At 65.4% G+C, this 14,809-nt stretch carries 12 protein-coding genes; 9 read left to right on the top strand and 3 right to left on the bottom strand.

Translation table 11 applies throughout. From position 1 onward, the window contains the following. The first annotated feature begins 6 nt into the window (after positions 1–6). Both U5775_RS28855 and hutC read left to right on the top strand, forming a co-directional pair. Positions 7–1,626: a histidine ammonia-lyase gene (locus U5775_RS28855; protein WP_322061521.1), complete on the top strand. Its 1,620-nt coding sequence runs from the start codon at positions 7–9 to the stop codon at positions 1,624–1,626. Between the two features lie 66 nt (positions 1,627–1,692). Next, entirely contained in the window at positions 1,693–2,439 is a 747-nt protein-coding gene (gene hutC / locus U5775_RS28850; protein ID WP_322061520.1) for a histidine utilization repressor, read from the top strand. An 18-nt stretch (positions 2,440–2,457) separates the two neighbouring features. Here the strand turns inward: hutC and U5775_RS28845 are convergent, their stop codons facing one another. After that, positions 2,458–3,720, bottom strand: coding sequence for a Zn-dependent hydrolase (locus U5775_RS28845; RefSeq protein ID WP_322061519.1), 1,263 nt, complete (start codon positions 3,718–3,720; stop codon positions 2,458–2,460). A 14-nt stretch (positions 3,721–3,734) separates the two neighbouring features. Continuing rightward, complete coding sequence (locus U5775_RS28840; protein ID WP_322061518.1) at positions 3,735–5,120, bottom strand: dihydroorotase; 1,386 nt, start codon at positions 5,118–5,120, stop codon at positions 3,735–3,737. A gap of 123 nt (positions 5,121–5,243) precedes the next feature. On the opposite strand from U5775_RS28840, the gene U5775_RS28835 reads away from it, so the two are divergent. The 7 genes from U5775_RS28835 (at position 5,244) to U5775_RS28805 (ending at position 13,965) form a co-directional block, all read left to right on the top strand. Beyond that, entirely contained in the window at positions 5,244–6,134 is an 891-nt protein-coding gene (locus tag U5775_RS28835) for a LysR family transcriptional regulator (RefSeq protein WP_322061517.1), read from the top strand. Between the two features lie 236 nt (positions 6,135–6,370). After that, positions 6,371–7,462 (top strand): DUF917 domain-containing protein, encoded by a 1,092-nt coding sequence (locus U5775_RS28830; RefSeq protein WP_322061516.1) that lies wholly within the window; start codon positions 6,371–6,373, stop codon positions 7,460–7,462. A 23-nt stretch (positions 7,463–7,485) separates the two neighbouring features. Further along, a complete protein-coding gene (locus U5775_RS28825; protein ID WP_322061515.1) occupies positions 7,486–9,126 on the top strand; it encodes a urocanate hydratase in 1,641 nt (546 codons plus the stop codon). A 4-nt stretch (positions 9,127–9,130) separates the two neighbouring features. Continuing rightward, a complete protein-coding gene (locus tag U5775_RS28820; RefSeq protein WP_322061514.1) occupies positions 9,131–10,489 on the top strand; it encodes an MFS transporter in 1,359 nt (452 codons plus the stop codon). 16 nt (positions 10,490–10,505) lie between these two features. Continuing rightward, the gene (locus U5775_RS28815) at positions 10,506–12,149 is read left to right on the top strand and encodes an HAL/PAL/TAL family ammonia-lyase (RefSeq protein WP_322061513.1); all 1,644 of its coding nucleotides are present in this window, start codon (positions 10,506–10,508) and stop codon (positions 12,147–12,149) included. 120 nt (positions 12,150–12,269) lie between these two features. Further along, complete coding sequence (locus U5775_RS28810; protein WP_322061545.1) at positions 12,270–13,343, top strand: porin; 1,074 nt, start codon at positions 12,270–12,272, stop codon at positions 13,341–13,343. Between the two features lie 223 nt (positions 13,344–13,566). Beyond that, positions 13,567–13,965 (top strand): porin, encoded by a 399-nt coding sequence (locus tag U5775_RS28805; protein WP_322061512.1) that lies wholly within the window; start codon positions 13,567–13,569, stop codon positions 13,963–13,965. Between the two features lie 53 nt (positions 13,966–14,018). Here the strand turns inward: U5775_RS28805 and U5775_RS28800 are convergent, their stop codons facing one another. After that, a complete protein-coding gene (locus U5775_RS28800; RefSeq protein ID WP_415913682.1) occupies positions 14,019–14,675 on the bottom strand; it encodes an MFS transporter in 657 nt (218 codons plus the stop codon). Positions 14,676–14,809 lie beyond the last annotated feature (134 nt).

The following is a 14,809-nucleotide window of genomic DNA, read 5'->3' as shown; positions in this document are numbered from 1 at the left end:
TCCAGCATGTCAGTCATTCGTTCCGAGCGGCCTATGGATTGGCGTCAGATTTGTGCTGTCGCCAACGGTGAAAATCTCGAGCTCTCAGCCGACGCGCGCGCACGCATTGGCGCCGCGCGCGAGATCGTCGAGCAGATCGTCGTGCGCGGTATTCGCGCGTATGGCGTCAATACGGGAGTCGGGGCGTTGTGCGACGTCGTCGTGTCGCGCGCCGAGCAGCACGACCTCTCGCACAACATCCTGATGAGCCACGCGGTGGGCGTGGGCGCGCCGCTCGGCGCGGCCGAAACGCGCGCGATCATGGCCGCGGCCATCAACAACTTCGCGCATGGCCATTCCGGCGTCCGTGTCGAACTGGTCGAGCGCCTCGTCGCGCTGCTCGAGGCCGGCTGCGTGCCCGATGTGCCTGCGTTCGGCTCGGTCGGGTATCTGAGCCACATGGCGCATATCGCGCTCGTGTGCGTCGGCGCGGGCCACGTGAGCTGGCGCGGCGAAGCCATGAGCGGCGCGCAAGCATTGCGCCGGCTCGGACTCGAACCGCTGTCGCTCGAAGCGAAGGAGGGCTTGAGTCTCGTGAACGGCACGCCGTGCGTCACCGGTCTCGCGGCACTGGCCCTGCAGCGTGCGGAGCGCTTGTTCGACTGGGCCGATGTGGTGGCCGCGATGAGCTTCGAGAATCTCGGCGGCCAGATGGCCGCCTTCGATGCTCAGTCGCTCGCGTTCCGCGTCTCGCCAGGCCTCGCGCAAGTCGGCGAGCGCATGCGCAGCGCGCTGGCGGGTAGCGGGCTGCTCGCGTCGGCGCTCGGGCGTCGCACGCAGGACCCGCTGAGCATGCGGACCATTCCGCATGTCCACGGCGCAGCGCGCGACGTACTCGCCACGGCGGCCGAAGTCGTGAATCGTGAGCTGGCTTCGACCACCGACAATCCGATTGTCGCCGGCACGCCCGACGCGCCGCAGGTGTTCTCGCAGGCGCATGCGGTGGGCGCTTCGATCGCGCTCGCGATGGACAGCCTCGCCGCGGCAGTGGCGCAGGTCGCGGCGATGGCCGAGCGGCGTCTGGACCGGCTCGTGAATCCGCTCGTGAGCGGCTTGCCCGCCTTCCTCGCGGAGGCTGGCGGCACGCGCTCGGGCTTCATGATCGCGCAGTACACGGCGGCCTCGCTGGTCGCGCAGAACCGGCGCGAAGCGGCACCCGCGAGCCTCGATGGCGGGGTGACGTCGGGCTTGCAGGAGGACCATCTCTGCCACGCTACGCCCGCGGCCCTCAAGGCGCTCGCCGTGATCGAGAACAGCAGCCGCATTTTCGGCATTGAACTGCTGGCGGCCGTGCAGGCCTATGACTTGCAGCCGAACGCCGGCGAGCGCGCGCCCTATACGCAAGCGCTATACCGGCAGGTGCGCGGTGTCCTGCCGATCTACCGCGACGACCGTCCGCTCGCGGACGACATGACACGGGCGTTTTGCATGATTTCCGACGATGGACCGCCGCCGCTTCCTAGTTCGTTGTGTGCGCAACTTTCATCTGGTGTATACGCGGACGGCTCGGTCACACCCATCGTACCCGTTGCGACAACGGGCACCGCATCCGCGAACGACATGTTGCCTGCCGCGGTAGGCAGTTGAACAGGCACCTGAGCGAAGGATCGCCTGCCCGACGCCGAATTCGATCATGCTGGGACAACAACAACCATGAATACTTCCGTGTGGGCAGGAGAGGGGGCAGGGCAGGCAGGCACCGAGCGCAGGTTGTCGCCGGCGCCCTATGAGCGGATCAAGCGCTACGTCGTCGAACGCATTGCGGACGGCACCTGGAAACCCGGTGACGCCATTCCCTCGGAGACGGTGTTTGCGAGGGAATTCGGCGTCGCGCGCATGACCGTCAATCGTGCGCTACGCGAACTCTCGGCCGGGCGAATCCTCACGCGTGTCCAGGGCGCGGGAACATTCGTCACGCCCCGCGACCACGAATCCCCGGTTCTGGAGATCCGCAATATCGCGGACGAAGTCGCGCTGCGCGGGCACGCTTATAGTGCCCGCGTGCTCGGACTCGATGCGAGTTCGAACGCGCAGGCGATGGCGGCGCTCGCTGTCGATAACGTACCGGTGTTCCACTCGCGCATCGTGCATTACGAGGACGAGAACGCCATCCAGTACGAGGATCGCTATGTGAATCCCCGCGTGTTTCCCGATTATCTGGATCAGGACTTTACGGCGGAGACCCCGAACCATTACATGGTACGGCTCGCGCCGATCCAGCGCGCGGAATTCCGGATCTACGCGCGCAAGCCGAGCGCCCAGATCCGCCGATATCTTTCCATCGATATCGGCGAGCCTTGCTTGCTGATCTGGCGACGCACCTGGGTGGGCGACGCGATCGCCACCACGGTCCATCTGTGGCACTCGGCCTCGCGCTTTCATCTTGCCGGCACGGTGTGAACGCAAGACCTGATTCAATCAGTCCGTCGAACGGTCCAGTTCGAGCACGGTGCCATAGAGAACACGGGTGCCGTCGAGCAACTGCTGTGGCTCGATCCATTCTTCGGGACAATGGCTGCGCCCATTGAGGCACGGGATGAAGATCATCCCGATCGGCCCGGTTGCGGCGACATAGACCGCATCATGTCCCGCGCCGCTCGGCAACCGCATGCTCGCATAGTCGAGCGCCGTCGCCGCACGCTCCACCGCGTCCATCACCCGCGGCTGGCAATCGGTCGGCTTCGCGCGGCTCACATGCGCCGCAGCGGCGCTCAAACGCAAGGCCGCCAGATCGTCGGCCACGCGGGCCATCAATTCTTCGGGGAACCGGTCGAGCACCGCGTCGCTATCGCTGCGAACTTCCAGCATCAGCTCGACGTGGCCCGGCACCGCGTTCGGCACGTTCGGGGTCATCGCGAGCCGGCCGATGGTCGCGACCACATAGTGGGGCGCGCCGTTCATCGTCGACGCCATGCGGAACGTCGTGTCGATGATGCGCGCGGCGCCGACGAGCGCGTCGCGGCGAATATCCATCGGCGTCGTACCCGCATGATCGGGCTGGCCGGTCACGGTAATCAGCACGCGCCGGATCCCGACGATGTTCGTCACCACGCCGATCGGCACGCGCTTCGCTTCGAGCACGGGGCCCTGTTCGATATGGAGCTCGACGAAGGCGGCCGTGCTGCCCGGTGCGCGCAGCGGCTGCGTTAGCGCTGCCGGATCGCCGCCGATGCGTCGCAGCGCCTCGCGCAAGGTTTCTCCCTCCGCGTTGGTCGACGCCAGCATGCCGGTATCGAGCACTCCTGAGAATGCCCGGCTGCCGACGCAGGAAATCCCGTAATCGCTCGGTTCCTCGGAGAGAAAATCGATCACTTCGAACGGGTGATCGAGCACGATGCCTTGCTCGTTGAGCGTGTGCGCCACCTCGATCCCCGCGAGCACGCCGATGATCCCATCGAAGCGGCCGCCGCCGGTCACCGTATCGCAGTGCGAACCCGTGATGATCGGCTTGCTCGCGCGCCCCGAACCCTCGCGCCGGCCGATCAGATTGCCGCCGGCATCCTGCGAGACAGTGAGGCCGGCCGCGCGGAATTCATCGCGCAGCCAGGCGCGCGCCTCTTCGAACAGCGGCGAAAACGCCCGGCGCGTCCAGGGCACATCGGCGCGCGTGAACTGGCTCAGGCGTTCGACACGGGCATTGAGACGCCCGGCGTTGATCGGCGGGAAAGGAAGTTTGGACATGGTGGCGGATTCGCTCACGAGGCGGCCGGCAGCATGCCGGCACGGTTAAAAGAAGCGGGGCGCAGGAAGCGTCCGTCGCCTTGCTGATTGACGATGCGCGTACCGTCGAAGACGGGCTTGCCACGGCAATAGGTCGCCGCGACGCGCACGGTGAACTCCATGCCTTCGAACGAGCTCCATTGCACGGCGCACAGGCTGCGCGAGGGATCGAAGGCATAGCGCTCGGGCGTGAGGATCACGAAGTCGGCCTCGGCGCCCGTGTCGAAGGTGCCTTTGCGATCGTGCAGCAGGAAGTGGCGCGCGGGGTTGCGCGCGAGTTGCTTCGCGACCATCGTTGGCGCGATGCCGTGGTTTTCGCAGCCGGTCCAGAACGCGGGCAGCAGCGTTTCCAGCCCCGGGCCACCCGACGAATTCTTGAACACGTTCGGATTGCCCTTGCGCTCGAGCCCCCAGCTCACGTGGTCCGAGGAGACGAAGGTGCAGGCGTCGTTGGCGATATGACTCCACAGCAGCTCGGTTTCCGCCTTCGGCCGGATCGGCGGATAGTGCTTGGTCTTCGCGCCGAAGCGCTTCGTATGCTCTTCGTGATTGAGCATCAGATATTGCACGCACGTTTCGATGCTGGCCTGATGGCCCGCGTTGCGGTACATGGCGCAGAGCTCGAAACCGCGCGACGTCGACACGTGCACCGCGTGAGCGCGCGCGCCGGTCTCGGCGCCGATTTCGTAGATCAGGGCGGTCGCCAGATTCTCGATCAGCGGCGTGTGCGCGCGCAGGAAGGCGTCCCAGCCGGTGTCGCCCGCCTCGATCATGCGGGTCACGTTCTTGCGCGTGAGGTCCTGCATCTGGTTGTGCACGCCGCACACGAGACCCGATGGCGCGATCAGCCGGAACGCCTCGTAGAGGTCGTCTTCTTCCACGCGCGGAAAGCGGCCTGGTGTCGCCTCGAAGGTCGAGAACTTGAATGCGCACACGCCGCCGTCGATCAGGCCGGCGGCGGCCTGAAGTCCGTGCTTGTCGTTGAGCGTGCCGAACAACGCCACGTCGACGTGGCAATCGCGCTCGACCTCGGCAATCTTCGCGTCCAGTTGCGCGCGCGAGGCCACCGGTTCGGGATCGTCGTAAGGCATGTCGACCATCACCGTCACGCCGCCGGCCGCCGCCGCGCGCGACGCGTGGCCCAGTCCTTCCTGATTGGCCTGACTGCCCGAATGCACCTGTCCGTCGATCACGCCGGGCATCACCCATTGCCCGCGTGCATCGACGAAATCTCTCGCGGCGGGCGGCGTCCCGTTACCGCGCATCGCCACGCGGCCGTCGCGCACTGCCAGCCAGCCGTCCATCACGACGCGCTCCGCATCGACGATATTGCCGCGCACCACCAGATCGAAATCGCTCATCTTGCCTCCGTCTCCCGCGCCCGTAGCGCTTCGGTGTCACCTGAATTGCGGGAAGTGTAGACATCGGCATCCCAAAATGTCTTATGCTTATTTGTCCCGTCCACATAACATCAGGTTAATCGCTTGCGACTCAATCTCAGGCAAATCGAAGTCTTTCGCGCCATCATGCTGACGGGTTCCATCAGCGGCGCGGCCAAGCTCCTGCACGTCTCACAACCCGCGGTTTCAAGGCTGATTTCCTATACGGAACAAAGGCTCGGGCTCTCGCTGTTCGAGCGCATCAAGGGACGGCTCTACCCCACGCCCGAGGCGCGGCGGCTCTTTACCGAAGTGAACGTGGTCTATCAGGGCGTGCAGCGCGTCAACGAGGTCGCCGACGATCTGATCGAAAACCGCATGGGCCACCTGCGCATCGCGTGCAGCCCGAATCTCGGGCAGTCGCTGATTCCGCGCGCGATCGCGCGGTTCTACGAGCGCCTGCCCGATGCGCGCATCATCCTGCACACGCTGTTGCCCAATATCCTGCTGCAGGCGGTGCTCACGCAGCAGGTCGATCTGGGCATCGCGTTCATGGAGGAGACGCATCCCAACGTGCAGGTCCGGCCGATCTACGAGAACCGCATCGTCGCGGCGCTGCCGGTCGGGCATCCGCTCGCGCGGCTCGACACGCTCAATGTGCGCGACCTCGTCGATCAGCCGCTCATCGGCTATGGCAGCGACATTCCGTTCGGGCAACTGGTGCGCAAGATGTTCGTCGACGCCGATTGCCCGCTGCGCATCAAGACCGAAGTCCAGCAGGCTCACGTGGCCTGCGCGCTGGTTCAGGCCGGCGTCGGCATCGCGCTGATCGACGAACTGACGATCGGCGGTCCGGCCTGGTCGAACATGGTCGTGCGGCCGGTCGAGCCCGTGATCGCCGCGCCGGTCAGTGTCATTCACGCCGTGCTGGAACCGCTGTCGCGCACGGCGCAGGCCTTCATCGCCACGCTCGAAACGCTGCGCACCGGGCTCTGATTCCGGGCGTGTCCAGCGTGTTCGCGGCTTGTTCGCGGCTTGTTCGCTGCGTATTCGCGTATACCCGCCCCATAACATCGCGTTATGTTCTCGCCATAAAAAAGCAATAACGCGATAAAAAATTGGTTCCCTAGACTTCCCCCATTCGATCGCCGCGCAGTTCGCCGGTCTCGCTGCCAGCACGCAGCGAGCGCGCGCCAGGTCGAGCACTTCTTTAACGAACCAAGGGGAAAAACATGGGACGCATCCTGACTTTGAAGGACGTCGAAGCCGCTGTGAAAGGCGGCTCGGTGTTCGCTTGCGGCGGCGGCGGCTGGGCCGCGCACGGCCGCGAACTGGGCACGCTCGCGGTTACGATCGGGCGCCCTGAACTGGTGTCGATGGACGAGCTGCCCGACGACGCGTGGGTGGCCACCGCGGCCGCGATCGGCGCGCCCGGCGGCCTCACCGAGTGGGAGATGCTCGGCGCCGATTACGTGAGGGCGGTGCAGCTCGTGCAGGACGCATTGGGCGCGCCGATCGCGGGCTTGATCATCGGGCAGAACGGCATGTCGAGCACGCTCAACGGCTGGCTGCCCTCGGCGCTGCTCGGCACCAAGGTCGTGGACGCGGTTGGCGACATCCGCGCTCATCCGACCGGCGACATGGGCTCGCTCGGCCTCGCTTCGAGCTCGCAGCCGATGATCCAGGCCGCCGCCGGCGGCAACCGCGCGAAGCATGCGTATATGGAGCTCGTGGTGCGCGGCGCGACCGCGAGGGTATCGCCGGTGCTGCGCAAAGCCTCGGACATGTCCGGCGGATTCATCGCCAGTTGCCGCAATCCGGTGCGCGCCAGCTATGTGCGCGAGCACGCGGCGCTCGGCGGCGTGAGCCGCGCACTGGCGCTCGGCGAAGCGATCATCGCGGCGCAGGCAAAGGGGCCGGCCGCGCTCGTCGACGCGATCTGCAAAGCCACGCAAGGCTCGATCATCGGCAGCGGCAAAGTCGTGCGCAACACGCTCAAGTACACCGATGAAGCCTTCGACGTGGGCGTGGTGGAAATCGGCACCGGCGCGCAACGCTGCCTGATTCACGTGATGAACGAGCACATGGCCGTGGACGACGCGCACGGCGCGCGCATCGCCAGCTATCCCGACGTGATCACCACGCTCGATTCGCAAGGGCAGCCCGTGAGCGCCGGCAATCTCAAGGAAGGCATGGAGATCCTCGTGCTGCACGTTCACAAGGCGCAGTTGCCGCTGTCGTCGTCCGTGCGCGACGCGGCGGTTTATCCGCCGGTCGAGAAAGCGCTCGGCATCAATCTGTCCGCGTATGCGCTCGCGGAATAAAGCCGAATAAAGGAACACCAGAGATGAAACGCGAATTCAACGTGACGGCCGGGACCGCGCTGCGGTGCAAAGGCTGGCGACAGGAAGCGCTGCTGCGCCTATTGGAAAACGTGCTGGCCGTGGGGGAAGATCCGGCTCAGTTGATCGTCTATGCCGCGCTCGGACGCGCCGCGCGCGATTGGCCTTCGCACGACGCCATCGTTCACGCGCTCAAGACGATGACCGAAGACCAGACGCTGGTCGTGCAGTCCGGCAAGCCGATCGGCCTGCTGCGCACGCATGCGCGCGCGCCGCTCGTGATCATGGCGAATTGCAACATGGTGGGTCAGTGGGCCAAGGCGGAGAACTTCTACGATCTCGAGCAGAAGAACCTGATCTGCTGGGGCGGTCTCACCGCGGGCGACTGGCAATACATCGGCTCGCAAGGCGTGATCCAGGGTACCTATGAAATCTTTTCGCGGATTGCCGAGCGGCACTTCGACAACGATCTGCGCGGACGCTTCATCCTGACCGCGGGCATGGGCGGGATGGGCGGCGCGCAGCCGCTCGCGGGCCGCATGGCGGGCGCGGCCATCCTCACCGTCGAGATCGATCAGGAGCGCATCGACAAGCGGCTGAAGATCGGTTTTCTCGAGAAGCAGGCGCGCGATCTCGACGAAGCGCTCGCGATGATCCGCGACGCGCAAACGCGGCGCGAGCCGCTATCGGTCGGCTTGCTCGGCAATGCGGCCGAAATCTATCCGGAGATCCTCGCGCGAGGCGTGATACCGGACATCGTCACCGACCAGACCGCCGCTCACGATCTCGTCTACGGCTACGTGCCGCTTGGGCATACGCTCGAACAGGTGCGCGCGTTGCGCGCCACCGACATTCCCGCGCTGATGAACGCGAGCCGCGCATCGATCGTGCGTCACGTGAATGCGATGCTCGGCTTCAAGGATCGCGGCGCGATTGTGTTCGACAACGGCAACCTGATTCGCACCCATGCGAAGGAAGGCGGCGTCGAGCGCGCGTTCGAGATTCCGGTTTTCACCGAGGCGTTTCTGCGTCCGCTGTTCTGCCGCGCGATTGGTCCGTTCCGCTGGATCGCGTTGTCCAACGAGGCCGACGACATTCGCAAGATCGACGACTATCTGCTCGAGCATTTCGCGGACAACACGATCGTCGCGAACTGGATCCGGCTCGCGCGCCAATACGTGCCATTCGAAGGGCTGCCGGCGCGTATCGCCTGGCTCGGTCATGGCGAGCGCACGGCGCTTGCGCTCGCGGTCAATCGCATGGTGCGCGAAGGCGTGCTCAGCGGACCCGTGGCGTTCACGCGCGACCACCTGGACGCCGGCGCGATGGCGCATCCGAACATCATGACCGAGAACCTGCGCGACGGCTCCGATGCGATCGCGGACTGGCCGCTGCTCAACGCGATGGTCAACTGCTCGTCGATGGCCGATCTCGTTGCGATTCATTCGGGCGGCGGCGGCTATAGCGGTTACATGACGAGCGCGGGCGTGACCGTGGTCGCGGACGGCACCGCGCAAGCCGACGAGCGCCTGCAACTGTCGATGACCAACGATACGTCGATGGGCGTCATGCGCTATGCCGATGCGGGCTACCCCGAAGCGCTCGACGAAGCCGAACGCAAGTCCTTGTCCTATATCCGGATCTGAGCCCATGTCCAATACGAGTCATGCTGCGAGTCATGCGGCTAGTCACGCGGCGGCAACGAACGCCGGCGCCGAGGTTCCGCCCCCGGCCAGTACGCTGAAGACGGGACGCCGCGCGGTGCTGGCGGCCTCCATCGGCAATGCGCTGGAGTGGTACGACTTTTCGGTCTACGCGTTTTTCGCGGTCTATATCGCGCAGAACTTCTTTACGCAAGGCAATGCCGGCGCGGAATTGCTGCAGGCGTTCCTGGCCTTCGGGCTGGGCTTCGTGGTGCGCCCGCTCGGCGCGCTGGTGCTCGGCGTCTACGGCGACCGCGCGGGCCGCAAGGCCGCGTTGAGCGTCACGATCCTGGTGATGGCGCTGGGCACCGCGATCATCGCGTTCGCGCCGCCTTATAGCGCGATTGGCGTCGGCGCGCCGTTGCTGATCGTCTGCGGACGCATGCTGCAAGGGTTCTCCGCAGGCGGTGAAGCAGGCGGCGCGGCAGCGTTCCTGATCGAACATGCGCCGCCGGACAAAAAAGGCAAGTACGCCTCGTGGCTGCAGGCGAGCATGGCGATCTCGAACATTCTCGGCGCGCTGGTGGCCACGGCCGTCACGCTGCTGCTGACGCGCGAGCAGGTGGGCGAATGGGGCTGGCGCGTGCCGTTCATCGTCGGTCTCGCCATCGCGCCGGTGGGCTTGTGGCTGCGCAAGACGCTCCACGAAACGCCGCAGTTCGAAGCCGAGATGGATCGCCAGCATCGTGCGCATCAGGCGGCCAAAACCCCGCTGATGCAGGTCGTTCGCGACTATCCGAAAGCGCTCGCGACCGGCCTCGGCTTCTCGGTGCTGTGGGCGGTTTGTGTCTATGTGCTCATCATCTTCATGCCCATCTACGTGCAGCGAACCCTGCATTTTTCGGGGCGGCACGCATTCCTCGCGGCGCTGATCGGCAACTGCTTCATGGCCGTGGGCTGCGTCTATGCCGGTGGGCTCTCCGATCGATTCGGCCGCCGCGCCGTGCTGACCTGGGGCGCCTTGCTGATGCTGGCCGGCACCTGGCCGTTGCTCGCCTGGCTGCAGGCCGCGCATACGCTGAGCGCGCTGATCGTGGTGCAGGTGGCGTTCTGCGTGATGGTCGCGCTGTTCACCGGCGTTGCGCCTTCGGCGCTTTCCGAGCTGTTTCCCACCCGTGTGCGCTCCACCGGCATGTCGCTTTCCTATAACGCGGCGGTCACGATCTTCGGCGGCTTTGCGCCGGCCATCCTGACCTGGATGACCGAGAGCACGGGCAACGCGTTTGCGCCCGCATGGTATGTGATGGCCGCAAGCGTTGCCGCGTTGATTTCCATTGCCCGTCTGCCCCGTCAAACTCAACTTTAACCAAGGATATCGAATCATGTTGCGACCCGTTCGCTGCGCGCTGATTGTGACCATGTTGGTCCACGCGCCTTTCTCATTCGCCGATGTCGTGCTCGACGGTCATTCGGCCACGCCGCAGATCATCGCCAGTATTGCCGATGGCGAGACCATCAGCATCGCGCCGGTTGCGATGAAGCGCGTTGCGGCCGCGCACGCGGTGCTGCTCGAAGCCGCGCAGGCCGGCCAGCAGATCTATGGACTGACCACGGGCGTCGGCGAGAACAAGGACCGCTCGATGGTCGACGCCAAGGGCAAGCTGACCCAGGAGATCATCGACGCGTCCGGACGCTTCAACGTCGGCCTGATTCACGCGCATTCGGGCAGCGTCGGCCCCGACATGGACGTACGCACGGCGCGCGCGGCGATGGCGGCGCGCCTGAACGCGATGCTCGATGGCGGCGCGGGGGTGCAGACCAGCATCGTCGAGACCTATGTGCAGTTCCTCAATCGCGGCGTGACGCCGGCGATGCCCTCGGGCGGCTCGCTGGGCGAAGCGGACATCACCATTCTGAGCCACGTGGGTCTCGCGATGCTCGGCGAAGGCGACGTCTACTATCAGGGCCGCAAGATCCCGGCGATGCAGGCGCTCCAGGCGGCGGGCATCGAGCCGATCAAGCCCTATGGCAAGGACGCGCTGGCCATCCTGAGCTCGAACGCCTACTCTGCGGGCATGGCTGCGCTCGCGCTCAACGACATGGGGCACCTGCTCGAAATGTCGAGACTGGTCTATGCATTGAGCCTGCAGGCGTTCAACGGCAACGTCTCGCCCTTCCTGCAGGACACGCTGGCGTTGCGGCCGTTCCCCTATACCGTGCGCGCGGGCGGGGAATTGCGCGCGCTGCTGGCCGGCAGCAGCATCTGGAATCGCGACGACAAGCGTGCACTGCAGGACCCCTTGAGTTTCCGGGACGGTGTCTATCTGCTCGGCGAGGAAGAGCGCACCTATGCCGACGCGCAGGCGTTGCTGAACATCCAGCTCAACTCGTCCGACGACAATCCGGGCGTTGCGGTGGGCGTCAAGGCCCATTCCACGCGCTGGCAGGACCGCCACGGCTATGTGGATGCGAACGGGGTGACGGGCGCCGTGCTGCCGAGCGCCAACTTCGAGCCGCTGCCGTGGGTCTTGTCGTTCGAAGAGCTTGGGCTCGTGCTCGGCCATAACTCGCTGGCGTCGGCCCAGCGCATCGTAAAGTTGAACGATCCGCAACTGAGCGGCCTCTCGCGTTTCCTTGGCACGGAGCATACGGTGCATGCGTTCGGCGCGATGGAGAAGCCGCCGGTGGCGCTGGCGGAAGCGAACAAGGCGCTCGCGATGCCGGTCTCGATGGACTACCTGCCCGTGGCCGGCGGCATCGAGGACATCGCCACCAATGCGCCGAGCGTGGTCGAGCGCGTGCAACAGCAGATCGACAACAGCTTCACGCTGCTCGGCATCGAGCTGATCTACGCGGGCCAGGCCGTCGATCTGCGCAAGCAACAGCAGCCGGCCTTCACGCTTTCGCCGGCCACCGCGGCGCTGTATGCCGCGCTGCGCGGCAAGGTGGCGTTCCTCGATCGCGACCGGCCGCTCACGCCCGATTTCCGCGCGGCCGCCGCCTTGCTCGAGGCTTACCACGGCTAACAGGCCCCGGCCTATTCCGGCATAGCCGGCCACCGCCCGGGAATAGCGCGACGGGCTCCCGGGAATATAGTTGTCCGAATAAATTATATGATTAAAAAACTTGCAGCGATTATTCCAGTCATGGTCGTCGCGTTGCCGGCCCATGCACAGAGTTCAGTCACGTTATACGGGATTGTGGAGGACGGTGTCGACGTGGTCAGCAACGTACAGGGCAGTCACCTCGTACAGCTTGCGTCGGGCGTGACGGCGGGGAGCCGCTGGGGCGTGCGCGGCACCGAGGATCTGGGCGGGGGCCTTGCCACGATTTTCCGGCTCGAAAGCGGGTTCGACCTGAACTCCGGGCGTCTGGGCAGCGGTCTTGCCTTTTCGCGCAACGCCTATGTGGGCCTGCAAAGCCAGCGGGCAGGCACGCTGACGTTCGGGCGCCAGTGGGATTCGGTCGTCGATTTCGTCGAGCCTTATACGTTGAACGGCAACATCGGCGGGTACTATTTCGCACACCCGAACGATATGGACAACACCGACAACGGCTTTCCCATCTCGAACGCCGTCAAGTATCGCAGCCCGACGATGGCCGGCTTCACGTTTGGCGGTCTCTATTCGTTCGGCGGCCAAGCGGGCCGGTTCTCGGACAACGCGACCTTCAGCGTCGGTGCGAACTATGCGGCGGGCCCGCTGGGCTTCGGCATCGGCTATCTTCGGATCAACGATCCGGGCGTGTCGACGCAGGGTTACCAGAACTATCCGGGCTTCACGAACGCCATCTACGGCGACTACCTCGACGCGGCGCGCGCGCAGAAGGTGTTCGGTGTCGGCGCGTCGTACCAGGTCGTGCAGTGGCTCAAGGTGCAGGCCGATTTCACGAACACGAACTTCCAGCAGGGCAGCGCGGGGCACGACGCGACCTTCCAGAACTACGAGCTCTCGGCGATCGTCACGCCTGCACCGGCTGTGACGATCGGCGCCGGCTATACGTACACGACGGGCCGCGACCACGCGACGGACGGCGAGCCGAAGTACAACCAGTTCAACCTGAGCGTCGAGTACGCGCTGTCCACGCGCACGAGCGTCTATGTGATGGGCGTGTTCCAGAAGGCGGCGGGCGATGCGGCTGTCGCGCAGATCGCGGGCTTCAATCCTTCGGGCAACCAGAAGCAGGCGGTCGGACGGATGGGTATTCGCCACGTGTTCTGAACGGCGGCCGGGCGCGATGGAGCATTGACGGGCCGAGGCAGAGGCCCGCCCGATGGCTCCGTCGCGCGTCGCGGTTTTCGGCAGTCGTTGTCGATTCGGGAGCGCTCACGCGTGCTGCACGTGAGCCGTACCGCATCTTTCCCACTCAATCGCCTCCTCACAATTTATTAGTATGCCTACTTATATCGCCTGCTTATCAGGGCGCCGGCGCTTCGCGCCCTTGATGAAACGCCACTTGCTGAGGATGGCCGGCGGCGCGTTCTTTGCCTCCGTGGCCGGCCATGCACTGGCCCAGTCATCCGTCTCGCTCTATGGGCTGGTCGATGTCTATGCCGGCACGCAAAAGAGTCTCGGAAAGCCGCGTGCATACGCGATGAATTCGGGCGGCTTCACGACGAGCTTCTGGGGCATTGGCGGCCAGGAAGATCTGGGCGGCGGCTATGCGGTGCAGTTCGCGCTCGAAGCGTTCATGCGGCCGTCGAACGGCGGGGCGGGGCGCTTCAGCGGCGATACGTTCTTCGGGCCGCGTACATGCATGATCGCGCAAGCGGCTATTCGAGCGGCTATTCCGCCGGGCTCGGGCTGCGCACGGCGTTCTGATTGCGCGTGCGCCGGGACATAAACTTTGCGGTCCGGCACCTTAGCCGTGCTTCGCCCGAATGATCGGCTCTGCGCTCACGCTTGTGCTCGCCTTGCGCGTTCGAAGTCCCCCGCATAATGCCGCCTGCCTGGCGCAAACGCCAGTATCGAAACGAGCGTGACGCAGGGCAGCACCTCCAACGCGCCGTGCAGGCCGATGCGGCCCGCGACGAGACCCGTGACGAACGGCCCCGGCGCCATGCCGAGCAGGCTGTTCGCGAGCGTGAGTGTCGCGAAGACGGAGGCGTGAATGGCGGCGGGCGTGACGTTGGCCACCATCGCGCCGGACGGGCCATTGGTGCCGGACACGACGAACATTCCGGCAGCAATCAGCACGAGTTGCAAGGTGCCCACGGGAACGCGAAAAGCGACCGCGAGCTGTGCCTCGGTCACGATGGCGCGATAGAGCACGACCAGCACGAGGCCGAATGCGGCCATGACGCCGAAGGCCCAGCGCCATCCCAGATGCGCGGTGATGATGCCGCCCTGCGCCATGCCGATCACCGAGCCGGGCGCGGCGCCCGCCATGAAGCCGGCGGTCAGCGAGGAGCGCATATGCGCCGGAAAGATGCTCATGATCAGCGCGACCACGCTGTTGAACGATCCGAGTTGCGCATCGGAGAGATTCCAGACTGCCTTGAGCGCCGGGAAGACGGCGTTGAGCACCTGCCTCGACATATAGTCGGAGAGCATCAGGCCGATGGTGAGCGCGAGCACGATCCACGAATATCGGCGGGGGCGGTGTGCACGGCCAGATCGGGCCTTACCCCGGAATCGGCGCACGGAATATGCATGCTTGTCTCCTGCGATGGTGTTGTACGCTGCCA

Origin of the sequence: Paraburkholderia sp. J63 (assembly GCF_905220245.1) — a bacterium.
Taxonomy (GTDB): Bacteria; Pseudomonadota; Gammaproteobacteria; order Burkholderiales; family Burkholderiaceae; genus Paraburkholderia.
This window is presented reverse-complemented; position numbering and strand designations above follow the sequence as displayed.